The following is a 15,463-nucleotide window of genomic DNA, read 5'->3' on the forward strand; positions in this document are numbered from 1 at the left end:
GAAGTATAGCTATGGGAAATTTGATAAAAACAAGCAGATTTATAAGTCTAATATTACGTCATAAACCAGAAACAATAGGAATAACATTAGATGAACACCAAAATATTTTTCTAAGAAAAAAGGATTATTACATTATTACCATATGGCGGAAAGTAATTATAGGGAGTATTTAAAAGGAGAGCAAGTGAGGGTTAAAAAGTATTTTTACGTACTCAGACCAATACTTGCAGCGAAATGGATTTTAGATAAAGAATGTCCACCACCGATGTTATTTTCTGAATTAATGGAAGCTGAGTTGGAGAATTCAATAAAATCAGAAGTGGATAAACTATTAAAAATGAAGCAAGAATTACCAGAAATAGGCTTAGCTCCAAGAGTACAAGTTTTAAATAATTATATTGAAAATGAATTGATTAACATAAAGGAAAAATCAAAATTAATTGAGGAAGATGAAAGAACATGGAAGCTTCTAAATGAGTATTTTGTATCATTAGTAAAAGCTTATTAAAACTATAAAAGAAAAGAAAAATAACCGCTCAATCGCGACAATACTGCAAGCGCCCAATACATATAAATGTGTTACATAAATATTGGGTGCTGAAGCCTGGAGCCAAGAGCGGTTATTTTATTGTCTTTTTCTATCTTCCAGTATGATTCAAGCTCGCAACATCTTCCTCATTCAAATGAGAAACGACCCTGTGAGTTTCAAAATACTTCAACGTTCTCTTAATATCCTCCATAAGAAGTGAAGCCATATCAAGTCCAAATCCCTGTCTAACAAGAACCCTCTGAACAACAATATTTTCGGCATATCTTGGAAGTGAATACGCTGGAACTAGCCAACCTCTACTTCTCAATTTATCCGCAAAATCGTATAAATTAAACGAAACATCAGCATCTTCCTTTAATCTCCATGTAACTGCAGGTATACCTTTATTAGGATTTCCGTCAAAAATTATCTCAAATACGCCAAGTTTTTCAATCTCTTTAGCTAAATACTGGGCAGTTTTGTAGCAGTTCATGTGTACTTTTTTATATCCATCAAATCCAAGTCTAAGGAGCTGATAGTATTGAGCGATAATTGGTCCAGCAGGTCTTGAGAAGTTAAGCTGGAACACAGACATATCTCCACCTAAATAGTTTACGTGGAAAATTAAATCATCAGGTAAATCTTTTTCATCACGCCAAACAACAAATCCACAACCTAGAGGAGCAAGTCCAAATTTGTGTCCTGAAGCACTTATTGATTTAACTCTAGGAAGTCTAAAGTCCCATTTTATCTTAGGTGCACAGAATGGTGCTAAAAATCCACCAGATGCTGCATCTATGTGCATATCTATATCTAAACCAGTTTTTTCTTCAAGCTTATCAAGTGCATGAGAAAGTTTTTCGATAGGTTCATACTCTCCTGTAAATGTAAGTCCAAGAGTTGTAACTACACCTATTGTATTTTCATCTATATATTCAAGCATAGAATCAGGATCCATATAATATCTTCCTTCTTCCATTGGAATCTCTCTAAGCTCTATATCCCAATATCTTGCAAATTTTTCCCAGACAACCTGAACAGGCCCTGTAACCAAGTTTGGCTTGCTTACATCTTTGTCCTCAGCAAGTCTTTTCATTCTCCAACGATGATACATCGCAAGTCCTCCAAGCATACAAGCCTCAGAAGAACCAACAGTAGATGTACCTACAGAAGTTAGTTCATTTGGAGAATTCCATAAATCTGCAAGCATAGAAACTATACGGTTTTCGATTTCTGCGGTTTGAGGATATTCGTCCTTATCTATCATATTTTTATTCATTCCAATTTCCATTATTTCTTTGATGTACTCATCCTCATAAGTCTGAGTGAATGTAGCCAGATTTTGTCTAGCATTTCCATCTAAAAATAGCTCATCTTTTACTATTTCTAAAATAGCCTTAGAGTCAGACTGTTCTTTTGGAATTTTATATTTAGGCAAAATAAATTCCGAATCTCTAGAAGCGAAAATAACATCTTCATCGACTTTGTGGTCAAATTTGTGTGTTTTATACATCATAATTAAAGCATCTCCTTTGAAAATAGATAATATGTTTATTAAAAAAACATAAAATTATTAAAAAATAGAAAATCTTTATTTTAAAAGATAAGATTATTACAAAATATAACTCAATTAAAAAAATGAAAAAGTATATTTATTATAATTAATTGCAATTATATTTGCATTGATTTTAACACTAAGAAAAATAGCTTGCAATAAATATGAAGAAAACTACACATACATTAGTAAAAGTTGAGAAAAAAAATATAATACGTTAAAACAATTTTTATATTGAATAATATGATATAGTAGTATTATAGGTAGAGTACGATATGACAAATTAATTTAATAGTGTGTCGATTTAACTATTTAAGGGAGGGTTTTTATGGCTGATTCTAATATAACTAAAAAAGCTTTGGCAGAATCGTTAAAAGAGATTATGAAAACTGTACCATTTGACAAGATAACTGTGGCTCAAATTTGCGATGGATGTGATATGAATAGAAAAAGCTTCTATTATCACTTCAAGGATAAATACGACTTAGTAAACTGGATTTTTGATACTGAATTTATTAAAGTGGCATCTGAGCGGAGTTCTAAGGAAACTTATGAAGAAAGAATGGAATCAATAGAAAATATTTGTGAGTATTTTTATAATAATAGAGAATTTTATCAAAAGGCATTGCTGATAAAAGGACAAAACTCTTTTTCAGACCATTTTTGTGAGTATATCCAACCTTTAGTGAAAAATAGGATTTTATTTTTGCTAGAGGAATTTGTGTCTTTAGATGAGGCAGAGGTCGATGAATTTACGGTAGATTTCCTTACAGATGCTATTTTGTGTGTAATTGAAAGATGGCTTTTGAGCAAAGAATGTATGAAGGCCGATGAATTTTTAGAAAAAATAATGAAACTCATAAAAACTGCAATTGTAATTATGCAACAAGAATTAGAGGTTTAATAGATAATTTTATTTTTTTATAGATAAATGATTGCTGTTGCAAGTTTTTACAATCGGTATTTAAGTGATTACTCACTTAAAAAGGCTATTGCATTAATTGCAACAGCCTCTTTTTTCGGTATTACATAAAAACTAACCACCTTAAAATTTAAGGGATAATAAGTATAAAACAATCTTGATTATAAAAAGTTTGGCTTTTAATGAGACTAACACCATATTCTAAAGAGAGTTTTAAATTCTAGATAAATTTAATATTTAAAATTTGACTTCAAAATTGAATTGAGGTCAGAGTAGAAAATATTATTCTCTTTTGAAGAATCAAAATCTAAATTATTTACGTTTCCATCAACGCTACATAAATTTCCACTATGATCAAAGGAGATGAGTTGACTTTTACTTGAGATAATTTTATCTATATATGCATTATTATAGAATAATTCCCAGGCTATAGTGCTATAGCGCTGTTCACTTCTAGTTTGCTCGGAAACTTTATAAACCATCTTGCGAAGATTATCGTTACAATACGGCTCGGATATGAAAATAGTAAAAAATGGGTCGAATTGCTCGGCAAAACGAAGAATACTTCCGTCCAATATTAAATCTATATTCTTTTGAGAATAATAGTAATAGACACTATACAAAAGCTTTCTACGTTTGATATTTTTGTAAACATGGCGATTTTTATTATCTAGTTCTATTATGAGCATAATATTTTCAAGTTCTTCAACGCAATCCAAAAATTTTTCATCTATTTCATTTTGTATTGTCTGTTTATTTTCATCTAAGTTTTCTAAGATTATGAAAAAGACGCTGTCAGGGTGTTTTTTTGCCAATTCCAAAAAATCTGAAAAAGGTTTATCCAAAAAAATTACCCAACTATATATTCCTAATTTTTCTCCATCAGATATAAGTTTGTCGTAACGTTGGTTATTATTTTTAAAAGAAAAATCATCTATATGTAGGGTAATTTCCCAGGGAATAAAACAATTTAATTTTTTCTCATTTTTTCTAATTACTTTTGAACCGTATTTAAATGAATTGTAGCCCAGATTCATTCCAAATGTAAGTAGTCGTTGATTATCGACATTGTTTACGACATTGTCGATTAATTTATAATAAGGGCTGTCCTCATTTTGAAGCATGGTCTGTGCGGATGAGAAAAAAGCATTTTGAAAATTCCCATTGGAGAATAAAAGTCCTAAGTCTATTAGGTTCCTGGCAGCTCGTCCGGGATATTTTTTCATATCTTTTAACTTATTTGCGACGACGGTTTCTATCAAGGTGTAGAATATGTCATTTTTCATCTGAATTTGGCCCTCCCTTCATGAATTAAGTATTATTTCTCATTAAAATAAACAATATTCTTTGTTTTTTTAGAGTATGTTTGATAAGAATATTTTTGCTAAAAATTAATATACTTATTATTTATTTTAATAATAAATAATTTCATACATTTCTTACAATGGACACAAATAGACATCTGTCTAAAATTTGGACAAAGTTAAACTTTTGTCGCAATTTAGGACAGAAAGATGAATTTGTCCAATGAAATAAAATTCGTTTCTTTTTATAATTTGTTTAAACCATTTAAAACTAATAATTAAAATTTTAAAAGTACAATTTCAAAAGTCGATAAAATATGAAAAGAGAAAGGATGAATCCGAATGAGTAAATCTATAAAATCTAGTATGCAAAATTTTGCAGTTGACAAAGCACTAAAATACATAGAAGGAAATCCAGAAGAAAATATTCCAAAACTTATGAAATTAGTGGATAAATTGACTCCTGAGTATTGGTATAAAAGTCAGCGTGATGCTATTAGAACGGCAATAGAGGAAAAAAATCATTGGTATCAGTTAATCTTAAAAGTATATGACTTAGATCCAGGTGTTAGAAGAGCTTTCTTTGAAAATTTCTTATTCAATGCCAGTCTAAAAGGAAGTGCAATACAGCATGAAGTATCAGAAAGAGAAGGATGTAATGTACCTTGGGCAATTTTATTAGACCCAACTTCTGCTTGTAATATGCACTGCACTGGATGTTGGGCAGCAGAATACGGAAATAAATTAAATCTAAGCTTAGAAACAATAGATTCAATAATTCGCCAGGGTAAAGAAATGGGAACATATATGTATATATATACTGGTGGAGAACCTCTAGTTAGAAAAGATGATTTAATGAAAATTTGTGAAATGCATCCAGACTGTGCATTCCTAGCGTTTACAAACGGTAGCTTAATAGACGAGGACTTCTGCAATGAAATGCTTCGTGTTAAAAACTTTGTACCTGCTATATCTCTTGAAGGATTTGAAGAAGCAAATGACGGACGTAGAGGTGAAGGTGTTTACAAAAAAGTACAGAATGCAATGAAATTATTAAAAGATCATAAATTACCTTTTGGAATTTCAACTTGTTATACAAGTAAAAATGTTGAAGATGTAAGTAGTGAAAAATACTTTGATTTAATGATAGATAGCGGTGCATTATTTGTTTGGTTCTTCCACTATATGCCAGTTGGAAATGATGCGGCAGTTGAGCTATTACCTAGCCCAGAGCAGAGAGAATTAATGTTTAACCGCATAAGAGAATTTAGAAAATGCAAACCTATATTCTCAATGGACTTCCAAAACGATGCACAATACGTACACGGATGTATAGCTGGAGGAAGAAATTACCTACACATAAATGCTAAAGGCGATGTTGAACCATGTGTATTTATCCACTATTCAAACTGCAATATTCACGATACTAGCCTATTAGACGCATATAAGAGTCCTATATTTATGGCTTATCACAACAATCAGCCATTTAATGACAATATGCTTCGTCCATGTCCAATGCTAGAAAATCCTGAATATTTAAGACAGATGGTTAAAGAAACAAAAGCAGAAAATACTGATTATCAGAGCTTTGAAAGTGTAGACCATCTATGTGATAAGACTGTTAAATACGCTGAAAATTGGAAGCCTACAGCAGATAAACTTTGGCATGGATGCAGTGGCTGTGATAATTGCAAAAAGGGTGAATAACTATGAAAGAATATCAAATATTTACTGACGCTACATCTGATTTAAATGAAGATTTAGAAACAGTAAAAATAATACCTATGAACGTAGAAATTGGAGATAAGGAGTATGTGTATGGCCCTCAGGGAAATATTTCCTGTAGTGAGTTTTATGGACTACAAAAGCAGGGAAAGTATGCATCTACTTCTCAGATAAATGTATTAGAATATGAAAAATATTTTGAAGAGGCACTCAAGGAAGGGAAAGATGTTTTATACATCAGTTTCTCTTCCGGAATGTCCGGAACATATCAGACAGCATGTCTTTGTAAAAATGAGCTTGAAGAATCTTACCCAGACAATAGAATTATCTGTATAGATAGCCTTTGTGCAGCTGTTGGAGAGGGACTTCTTATTAAAGAGGTTGATAAAAAGAAAAGAGAAGGTATGTCTATGGATGAACTTGTGGATTGGGTTGAAAATAATAAGATGAACCTATGCCACTGGTTTACAGTAGATAATTTTGATCATCTAAAACATGGTGGAAGAGTGTCCGCAGTTGCTGCAACTCTAGGAAATACTCTAAACATAAAGCCTCTTTTACGCGTTGATGAAGAAGGTAAACTTCGGGTTGTCAAAAAAATTCGCGGACGTCATAAAGCTATGGCAGCACAAGTGGAATGTATTGTAAAAACTTGGAGTCCAGAAATAAGTAAGTCTGTTGTAATAGGTCATGGAGATGATTTAAAGGCAGCCGAAGAACTTAAAGAATATGTTGAAAATAAATTGCCTGATGCAGAAATTTATATCTCTGATATTGGCCCTATAATAGGTGCACATACAGGTCCAGGTGTAATGGTACTTGCGTTCTGGGGAACTGGTAGATAAGAAATATTATTTTTGGTTAATTGTAAATGAAGGATATTTTAATTATATTTTAATTATAAATTAATTGTAGGTGAAGAATATTATTGTTATATTTAAATTTTTTAAATATAACAAGATTTATAAAATAACAATCACTATTTACAGAAAACTAAAAAAATTAAACTAAAAAATGTATTTAGTTAATAAAAAATGATTATAAAATTTATTTGCCCCTTATCAATTAATATGATATAATACAAACGATGAAAGTTTTGTGAAAAAATAAACCAAGGAGTTAATTACTAAATCTTAGTTATTAAAAGTTTTATAAAGTTATTAAAATCTTGGTTATTAAAATCATAGAGCTTTCAAATAAAATATTTAACAGGGGGTAAAAAATGGAAGCAACTAAAACTAAAAAGAAAAAACCATTTGGCTTTTATGTATGTGCTTTAGGATTCACATTTGAACGTATGGCATTCTACACAGCTAAATACTTATTAGCTATATGGATAGTAACAGAAGTAGCATCTGGTGGATTAGGATTACCAGATGAAAAGGGTGTTGCAATGTCAGCAGCATTCGTAGCATGGACTTATATAACACCAATATTTGGTGGATACATAGCTGACCATTGGATCAGTCCAAGAATATGTGTTCCAGTAGGTATGATACTTATGGGAATTGGATATTTATGTACTTGGAAAGCAGATTCTATGGGATTAGTTTGGGCAATGATAATATTAGTTTCAATAGGAACAGGTTTATTCAAAGGTAACTTATCTGGTATAAATGGATTATTATTCCATAATTCAGATGAACTTGATGAGGCATTCTCAATTCAGTACTCATTCGTAAACGTTGGTTCTTTCATAGGAACAACTTTCATAGCAATGCTTGCTACAACTGGATTATTCGGTATAAAAACAAGCTTCAATACTGTATTCTTAATATGTGCAATATTCATGTTCGTAGATGCAGCTTGGTTCATATTAAACAGTAAAGCTCTAGGCGATGCTGGTAAAGAACCATTCAAAGCTGATCAGCGTGAATTCGAAACAGTAGCTAAAAAAGACGAAGCAGCTGGTGATAAATTAACATCAGGAGATGTTAAACGTATAGGTGCGATAGTATTAGTTACATTATTCTCAGCTATATTCTGGATGGTATGGTACATGGCTTACATGCCAGCATACTACAGATTTGGATGGGGAGATGGTTCAGCTTACATGAACTTAGCAAACTGGTATGTAGGAAGCTTCCAGATACCAACTTCTTGGTTCGACTCAATGAACGCATTAGTTTGTATAGCACTTGGACCAGTTCTAGCTGCTGTATGGGCTAAAATGGCTAAGAGACCTCAGGGTGATATAAGTATGTTCAAGAAAACTGCACTAGGTATAATACTAGTTGGTTGTTCTTACATAGTAATGGTTGTAGCTGATAAAATAGCAGCTGCAAACGGACAGTGCTCATTCTTATGGTTAGCACTTGTAAGTATGCTTATGTCTTTAGGTGAAATGATATTCTCACCATTAGGAAACTCGTTTATATCTAAGTTAGCTCCAGCTAAGGTTCTAGGATTATTACTTGGATTCTGGCCAATAGCTGTTTTCATAGCTCAGTATATATACCCAAGTCTATACGCTTGGTTAAAGACTTTAAACTTCACTGTTGGTTACGGTGGTTTAGCTGCTGTAATAATAGCTTTAGGTGTAATACTATGGTTATGCAGTGGTAAACTTGATGAAATGGAAAAAGCAGAATAGTTTTTATAAATGGAGATGCCTCAGTTTTGAGACATCTCTTTTTTTATGTTTATATGCTATTAATGAAGATTTAATTTTTCTATAGTTTTTATTCAGAATTAGTTTAAATACACTCTCGTTCTCCAGGCTTCGACGTGTGCCCTTTTATTGGAAAATTAAGGACGCACACGTCTGTAGATTGTCGAACTTAGAGTGTATTTGACTAATTTTTGAAAAATTTGTATTTACAGAAAAATTAAAATCTTCATTTATTTAGTATAAATAGAAAAAAGATATGTTTCTTAAAACTGGAGGTATTTCATATTTATAAAAACTATTTTTAAATAAAAGTGAGATAGGTTTGGTGGAAGTTTTTTGAAGTAGTTTATTTGGTGAATTATTTTTTGATAGATAGGGTATGATATAAGTAGAATATTTTTTAAAAAGGAGTTTTTATTATGAGAGAGGTTGTTGTTAATAGGCTATATAGACATTTTAAGGGGAATTTTTATTATGTGAAGGATGTTGCCCAGCACACTGAGAGTGGAGAGATGATGGTTGTGTATCAGGCAATGTACGGAGAATATGGGACTTTTGTTAGACCTGTAGATATGTTTTTAGAGGAGATTGATCCGAGTAGAGAGGATAATGTTACTGGACAGAAGTATAGATTTGAGATTTATAATGGTTAGTTAAATAATTTTAGAGAGCTTAAAGGCTCTCTTTTTTTGTGTCAAAAATTATTTCAGATGATACAAGAAATCTAAAAACTTAGGTGATAAATTGATTAAAGAAAGTATCATATGATAAAAAAATTTGGATAACAGGTATGAGTAGGAATCATATGATAAAAATTTAGGAAATAGGTACAAGTAGGTATCATATGAAATAAATTGGGGGAATAGGTATGAATAGAAGAATTTTTGATAATTATTATATAGGGATAAATAAAGAGCTTGCAAAGGGCTTAGGGGTTAATGAAGCTATTGTATTGCAGCAGATTCATGGTTGGCTTGTGAGCAATGAAAAGAGGGGGTTAAACTATAAAAATGGTAGATATTGGACTTTTAATAGTCTGAAAAAATGGCATGAGAATCATTTTTCGTTTTGGAGCGAGAGTACTCTTAAAAGGGTGTTTGCATCTTTGGAGAATAAAGGAATTTTGATTGTGGGGAATTTTAATAGGAGCAAGCTAGATAGAACTAAGTGGTATAGTATAGATTATGACAGGGTTTATGAAATTTTGGGCTTAGATGATGAAGTATTAGATGTAAATGATGAAGTAGATGATGAAGTAGATGATTTAGTTTGTAGTGAAGAAATAAGTGATTCAGTTTGCAACAAAGCAAATAGTTATAATGATAATAAGCATTTTGTCAAATTGAACGAATGCAATTGTCCAGATAGGAATGATGAATTATGCCAGCTTGACATTAACAATACCAATAAAAACAAAAATAATACATCAATTATTAGACAACAACAACCGAAGCAGGGTTGTGTTGCTAAAAAAACAAGTGATATTAATTTTAAGAGAGATGTAAAAGCTATGTTGAAGAAGTTTTTAGAATCAGCTTATACAGAGGGTTATTTTGATAAGGTGATTTATGTTTTGAAGGATCTAGGGAAGGACTCTGCCTATTTACACGATAAGATTGAGATGGCAAAGGTGAAAAAGCTAAACAGTAAGTGTGGATTTTTGCTTGAGGCATTGAAAAATGATTATAGGGATTCTGTGTGTATGGGAGTTAGTAGGAATAAGTTTGTGGATTTTGGGATGATGCTGCATGAGTACTCTGAGAAAGAGCTTGAGGAAAAGATTAGAAAAAAACAGGAAAAATGGTGTGGTTAGTGTTATAGAATAAGTAGATTTGTGTGCAGTTTACGAATTGTGTGTATCGTTGAAAAGTAAACAGATTAATGTTATAATAAATTATCTGAGTTTTATGATAATTAATTGATGTGAGGATTTTAAAAAAGTAAAAGTTAATAACTAAATGCTTTAAATTAAAAATTCACTAGAAAAGAGGGGGATTTATGAAAAAACTAAGAGTATTATTAGCATTAGTAATTGCTACAACATTGGCACTTGTAGGTTGCGGTCAAAAGGATACAGAAAAATCAAACGAAGGTGATAAGAATCCTTTTGAAAAAGTAGCTGCACGGTATGAAAATCAGATTCAGGATTATGAAAATATTGATTTTGAAATTGAGCCATATGGAAGTGAAAATGCAACATATACGTATAAATATGCTCTTGTAAATATGAACGATGATGAAATTCCAGAGCTTATAATTGGAAGAACAGACGAGTCAGTTGGAGTACAGTACAATAAAATATTTTACTATGATAAAGAAAACAATAAACTTTTATCGCCAACTAAAAATATAGAAATAGGAGTTGCAGCTGTTGGTGGGATGAGAGCTGACTTAACTGCATCAAATAAAAATGATGGACTGATTTTAAATCAGGGAAGTGGGATGACTGGTCAGTTTGAAATAGTAAGAATAAACTTGGATATAAAAGAAGATGGAACAATTGCACTTAAAAATACAAAAATAAAAGAATATATGTTAGGTGGAGAACCTATTGAAGATGATGGAGAAAGCATCGCTATAAATTGGTATGAAATCAATGATTTATCTGCATTAGAAGCATTTAAAGAAGGTAAACTTGACTTAACTAAAAAATCTGAGGAAAATAAAGATTCACAGGTTCAAGAAAATGCTGAAACCGAACCAGTTGAAGAGCCAAAGGAATCAGGAGTTAAGGTAGACAATAGAAATGTTTTTGAGGGGACATTAAAATATCTATCATACAATGAGGTGTTAGATTTACAGGATATGGAAGATCCTAATGGTGGCTATGCAGACACAAGTGAAAAATTTGCTCTATTAGTGTTTGACGAGGAGATAGTGGTTACTGCAAATAGTGGAGATGGAGAAGGTTCACGTACTGAAAAAGCTAAAATGATAAAACTTGCTAATTTTGAAGATGCATCAAATTATAATGGAAAAAGAGTTAAAGTTAGAGTTAAAGATATGTTCTGGCCTTCAGATACAAGCCTACCTTTTGGGCAGCCATATGCACTAGAAGGAAATTATGAAATAGTTGAATAAAATTAGAGATTTTAGGCTATTGTGTTTTGCAATAGCCTTTTTCTACATACAAAAAGCTAAGATTGAAGTAATAACAATCTTAGCTCTTTTTTATTTTACATTATTAGCTTTTTTAGCTAGTTCTTTAGAAACAATTTGCATTGATTTTGATTTAGCTGTTCCAGCAACGGCCATAGCTGCAACTGAACCAGTATAAAGTAATGCTTTTTTTATTAATGTAGATTTTTTTGCCATTTATAAACCCTCCTGTTTTAATTCGATTCATTTTAACATAAAAGAGTATACAAATCAATAAGGTATAAAGAAAAATCTTGATAGTTATTTTTAATTAAACAAGAGTTCTACTTTTAGGGCAGAATAATCCTCTTCATAATAGAAGTATGCACATTAGTGGAATTTTTGATAGAAAAGTAGATATTGAAGGTGAAAAAGTAGATATTGAAGGTGAAAAGGTAGATATAGATTTTTTAAAGCTAATATAAAAAAAGAGTAAAAATAATCAAAGGGATTGTTGTAATTTAGCCAACAGTCCCTTTTTAATTTAAATAATTATACTCACTATAATAAGCACTGATCCAACAATTCCCTTTAGAGTAAGAGTCTCACCTAAGAAAACTGCACCCAAAATAGCGACAGTTATAGGATTTAGCGCACAAAGCACACTTGCTCTTTCTGCGGTTGTCCCACTCTGTGCGTAAGGTTGAAGTGTAAATCCAAACACACTACAGATAATTGCAAGATACATCATGTAGCTCCATTCGATTCCAGTTGCGGGAAGGGCAGGAGTTTCAAAGATAAATGCTGCAATAAGCGAAAGAATACCCATTGTACCGACCTGATATATTCCAACTCTTATCGGATCTGCCTTATCAGAAACCTTAGAAGTTAAAATTATTGTACCCGCATAAGTTAGAGCAGTCATCATTCCTAGGAAATCTCCAAAATTAAACTCAAACCCTTCAGGTTTAAAGTTAAGTAGGACTATTCCGATTCCACACATAAAGAACATCAAAATGGTTTTCTTATCTGGAAATTTTCTAGTTAAAATTGCTAAAATAATTGGAACTATTATAATTGCGGTGTTTTCCTCAAATGCTATTGAAACAGAGGTTGTATATTTTAGTCCTGTTAATTCTAAAAACATTACGACAAAGAAAGATGCTCCAATCAAAAATCCATAGAATAAGTCGTTTTTGTTGGTCTTTCTAAGTGTTTTAAATCCGATTAATACTAGTACTGCAAATGCAATCATAGACCTAATCCCCAAAAGTGTGAACTGTCCCATATTTTCTAAAAGCAGTTTTAAAAATAGAAACGATGTCGCCCTTGCTATTATGACAGAGCCTAGCAGAACCTCGGAAGCTTTTCTATTAAGTGGTTTTGCCATTGAATTTCTCCTCTCAAAAAATCTTACAGATTATAGTATAAGGGTATATTTTACTAGAGTAAATAATAATTGTATATTAAGAGGGAATTTTGGTATATTAAGAGGGAATTTTGAATAAAATTTTTAAATAGGAATATAAAAAGAGTATTACTTTAAATAAGAGGATTATTGAGAAAAAAGAATAATATTTATAATAAAGAATAATATTTATAATAAAGAATAATGTTTATAATAAGGATTTTTTAAGATAGGACTTTTTCATTAAGAAAAGACTTTTATAAAATTAAAATAAAAATTTTATAAAATATAAGAATTTTTAATACGTAAAATTTAAGGGGGAATTATTATGGAAAAGAAAGAACTATCATGTATAGACTGCTTTGTAACTAACTGCAACAAACAGGATAAAGAGTATCCAGAATTTTGTTTAACAACAAATATGGACGAAGATGTGTTAAACGAAGCAATGGAGCTTTACAAAGAAGATGAAAATCGCCGCTCAATGATAGCAGCCGCAGAAGTTGAAAACGACCACTACTGTCAGTATACAAGGGTAGAAGAAATAATGGACTATGCTAGAAAAATGGGCATGAAAAAGCTTGGAATTGCAACATGTGTTGGACTAATCAGTGAGAGCAGAAAGCTTGCATCAATCTTAAGATACAATGGGTTTGAGGTTTACGGTGTTGCGTGTAAGGTTGGGACTCAGAAAAAAGTTGATATAGGTATACCTGAAAGATGCAATGGTGTAGGTGAAAACATGTGTAACCCAATTCTTCAGGCTAAGCTTTTAAATGAGGCTGGAACTGATTTAAATATCGTGGTTGGGCTATGTGTTGGACATGATAGTCTGTTCTACAAATACTCTGATGCCTTAGTTACTACAGCGGTTACAAAGGATAGGGTAACAGGTCATAACCCAGTTGCAGCACTTTACGGAGCTGATTTCTACTTTAAAAAGAGATTTTTTGCACCAAAAGATGAAGAAGAGAAATAGAACTAGGTGAATGATATGGAGAATAATAAAAATAAAAAGAGAATTTCTCAAGCAATGCTATTTATCATTTTCTTTGGGATAGTGAGCTTATTTTCTGATATGACTCATGAGGGTGCTTCAAGCATCAGGGGTGCGTACTTTACGATACTTGGGGCCTCAGCGGGTGCAATTGGATTTGTGTCTGGTCTTGGAGAATTGATTGGTTATTCTATGAGATACGTTTTTGGTAGGATTGCGGATAAGAGAAAAAACTACTGGTTTATGACGATTTTTGGATATGTTATAGACGTGTTAGCTGTGCCGGCACTTGCTTTGGTTGGCGAAAATGGCTGGATTGCAGCTGCTATTTTGCTAATCATCCAGAGAATGGGTAAAGCAATTAAAAAACCAGCAAAGGATACAATTATGTCTTTTGCAGCGTCACAAGAAGGTGTTGGAAAGAGCTTTGGAATTCAGGAGATGTTAGATCAAATTGGAGCTTTTTTAGGGCCAGTTCTTCTATACTTGGTGATGCTTTTCAAGACTACAGGTACAACATTTGAGATATATTCTACTTGTTTTGCTGTACTTGCGATACCTGGTGCGATTACGATAATCATGCTTTTAGTTACTAGAAGAAAATTCCCAAATCCTGAGAATTTTGAGCCAGAAGCTAAAGAATTTGTGCCTTTTGAAATGAAGAAATCATTTAAATATTATATAGTTGGGATAAGTTTATTTGCTTTTGGGTTTATTGATTATTCACTTGTGATTATGCATATTTCAAGGAATTTTACATCTATTGCTGGAGGACTTGCTGAGACTTCCTCAATTATTAATAGCGGAACAATCCCTCTTTTATATGCTGGTGCGATGCTTGTAGATGCAGTTGCTGCACTTATTTTTGGATATATGTACGACAAAAAAGGTGTTAAGGTGCTTGTGTTGTCTACAATAATTTCTGCTCCGTTTTCTGCATTTGTATTTATGGGAAAATCAGTGCCTATGGTGCTTGTAGGAGTTGTTCTTTGGGGAATTGGAATGGGTGCACAGGAGTCGATTTTAAAGGCTGCTGTTACAACAATGGTTCCAAAGAGCAGTAGAGCGACTGGATATGGGATATTTGAATGTTCTTTTGGTATTTTCTGGTTCTTAGGAAGCTGGATTCTTGGAGTGCTTTACGATGTAAGTGTACCTGTGATGGTTGTTGTATCTGTTGTGGCTCAACTTTTGGCTATTCCGTTCTATCTAAGCTCTTCAAAATTAAGATAGAGGTTGAGTTATTATGCTAAAAATACGACTTTCTTGAAAAAATAGGTTATGAAGTATATACTTTTAATTGAGAATAATATAATAAAACCTTTTGTAGGAGG

14 protein-coding genes are annotated in these 15,463 nt (G+C 32.0%); 10 read left to right on the forward strand and 4 right to left on the reverse strand.

Annotated elements, in window-relative coordinates; all coding sequences use genetic code 11:
• Positions 1–142 precede the first annotated feature (142 nt).
• A complete protein-coding gene (locus ACK2WO_RS04020; RefSeq protein ID WP_414698446.1) occupies positions 143–508 on the forward strand; it encodes a DNA polymerase beta superfamily protein in 366 nt (121 codons plus the stop codon).
• 130 nt (positions 509–638) lie between these two features.
• On the opposite strand, the gene ACK2WO_RS04025 is transcribed toward ACK2WO_RS04020, so the two are convergent.
• Positions 639–2,045 (reverse strand): glutamate decarboxylase, encoded by a 1,407-nt coding sequence (locus ACK2WO_RS04025; RefSeq protein ID WP_414698447.1) that lies wholly within the window; start codon positions 2,043–2,045, stop codon positions 639–641.
• A 367-nt stretch (positions 2,046–2,412) separates the two neighbouring features.
• On the opposite strand from ACK2WO_RS04025, the gene dhaS reads away from it, so the two are divergent.
• A complete protein-coding gene (gene dhaS, locus ACK2WO_RS04030) occupies positions 2,413–2,988 on the forward strand; it encodes a dihydroxyacetone kinase transcriptional activator DhaS (RefSeq protein ID WP_414698448.1) in 576 nt (191 codons plus the stop codon).
• Between the two features lie 248 nt (positions 2,989–3,236).
• Here dhaS and ACK2WO_RS04035 read toward each other — a convergent pair whose 3' ends face one another.
• Positions 3,237–4,292: a hypothetical protein gene (locus ACK2WO_RS04035; protein WP_414698449.1), complete on the reverse strand. Its 1,056-nt coding sequence runs from the start codon at positions 4,290–4,292 to the stop codon at positions 3,237–3,239.
• A gap of 360 nt (positions 4,293–4,652) precedes the next feature.
• Here ACK2WO_RS04035 and ACK2WO_RS04040 point away from each other — a divergent pair, with 360 nt between their 5' ends.
• The 6 genes from ACK2WO_RS04040 to ACK2WO_RS04065 all read left to right on the forward strand — a co-directional run bounded on the left by ACK2WO_RS04040 (position 4,653) and on the right by ACK2WO_RS04065 (position 11,727).
• Entirely contained in the window at positions 4,653–6,017 is a 1,365-nt protein-coding gene (locus ACK2WO_RS04040) for a radical SAM protein (protein WP_414698450.1), read from the forward strand.
• A gap of 2 nt (positions 6,018–6,019) precedes the next feature.
• On the forward strand, positions 6,020–6,880 hold the full coding sequence (locus ACK2WO_RS04045) for a DegV family protein (RefSeq protein ID WP_414698451.1): 861 nt from the start codon (positions 6,020–6,022) through the stop codon (positions 6,878–6,880).
• A 377-nt stretch (positions 6,881–7,257) separates the two neighbouring features.
• The gene (locus tag ACK2WO_RS04050; protein WP_414698452.1) at positions 7,258–8,628 is read left to right on the forward strand and encodes a peptide MFS transporter; all 1,371 of its coding nucleotides are present in this window, start codon (positions 7,258–7,260) and stop codon (positions 8,626–8,628) included.
• Positions 8,629–9,065: 437 nt separating this feature from the next.
• Positions 9,066–9,299: a DUF1653 domain-containing protein gene (locus ACK2WO_RS04055; RefSeq protein WP_414698453.1), complete on the forward strand. Its 234-nt coding sequence runs from the start codon at positions 9,066–9,068 to the stop codon at positions 9,297–9,299.
• A gap of 215 nt (positions 9,300–9,514) precedes the next feature.
• Positions 9,515–10,459, forward strand: coding sequence for a hypothetical protein (locus tag ACK2WO_RS04060; RefSeq protein ID WP_414698454.1), 945 nt, complete (start codon positions 9,515–9,517; stop codon positions 10,457–10,459).
• A gap of 185 nt (positions 10,460–10,644) precedes the next feature.
• Entirely contained in the window at positions 10,645–11,727 is a 1,083-nt protein-coding gene (locus ACK2WO_RS04065) for a hypothetical protein (RefSeq protein ID WP_414698455.1), read from the forward strand.
• 90 nt (positions 11,728–11,817) lie between these two features.
• Here the strand turns inward: ACK2WO_RS04065 and ACK2WO_RS04070 are convergent, their stop codons facing one another.
• Together ACK2WO_RS04070 and ACK2WO_RS04075 are read right to left on the reverse strand one after the other, a co-directional pair.
• Positions 11,818–11,961 (reverse strand): hypothetical protein, encoded by a 144-nt coding sequence (locus tag ACK2WO_RS04070; RefSeq protein ID WP_414698456.1) that lies wholly within the window; start codon positions 11,959–11,961, stop codon positions 11,818–11,820.
• 307 nt (positions 11,962–12,268) lie between these two features.
• Positions 12,269–13,114, reverse strand: coding sequence for a DMT family transporter (locus ACK2WO_RS04075; RefSeq protein ID WP_414698457.1), 846 nt, complete (start codon positions 13,112–13,114; stop codon positions 12,269–12,271).
• 346 nt (positions 13,115–13,460) lie between these two features.
• Here ACK2WO_RS04075 and ACK2WO_RS04080 point away from each other — a divergent pair, with 346 nt between their 5' ends.
• Both ACK2WO_RS04080 and ACK2WO_RS04085 read left to right on the forward strand, forming a co-directional pair.
• A complete protein-coding gene (locus ACK2WO_RS04080; protein WP_414698458.1) occupies positions 13,461–14,111 on the forward strand; it encodes a DUF1847 domain-containing protein in 651 nt (216 codons plus the stop codon).
• A 15-nt stretch (positions 14,112–14,126) separates the two neighbouring features.
• Positions 14,127–15,362, forward strand: a complete 1,236-nt coding sequence (locus tag ACK2WO_RS04085) for an MFS transporter (RefSeq protein ID WP_414698459.1) — start codon at positions 14,127–14,129, stop codon at positions 15,360–15,362.
• Positions 15,363–15,463 lie beyond the last annotated feature (101 nt).

Source organism: Peptacetobacter sp. AB845 (assembly GCF_047528295.1).
Classification (GTDB): domain Bacteria; phylum Bacillota; class Clostridia; order Peptostreptococcales; family Peptostreptococcaceae; genus Peptacetobacter.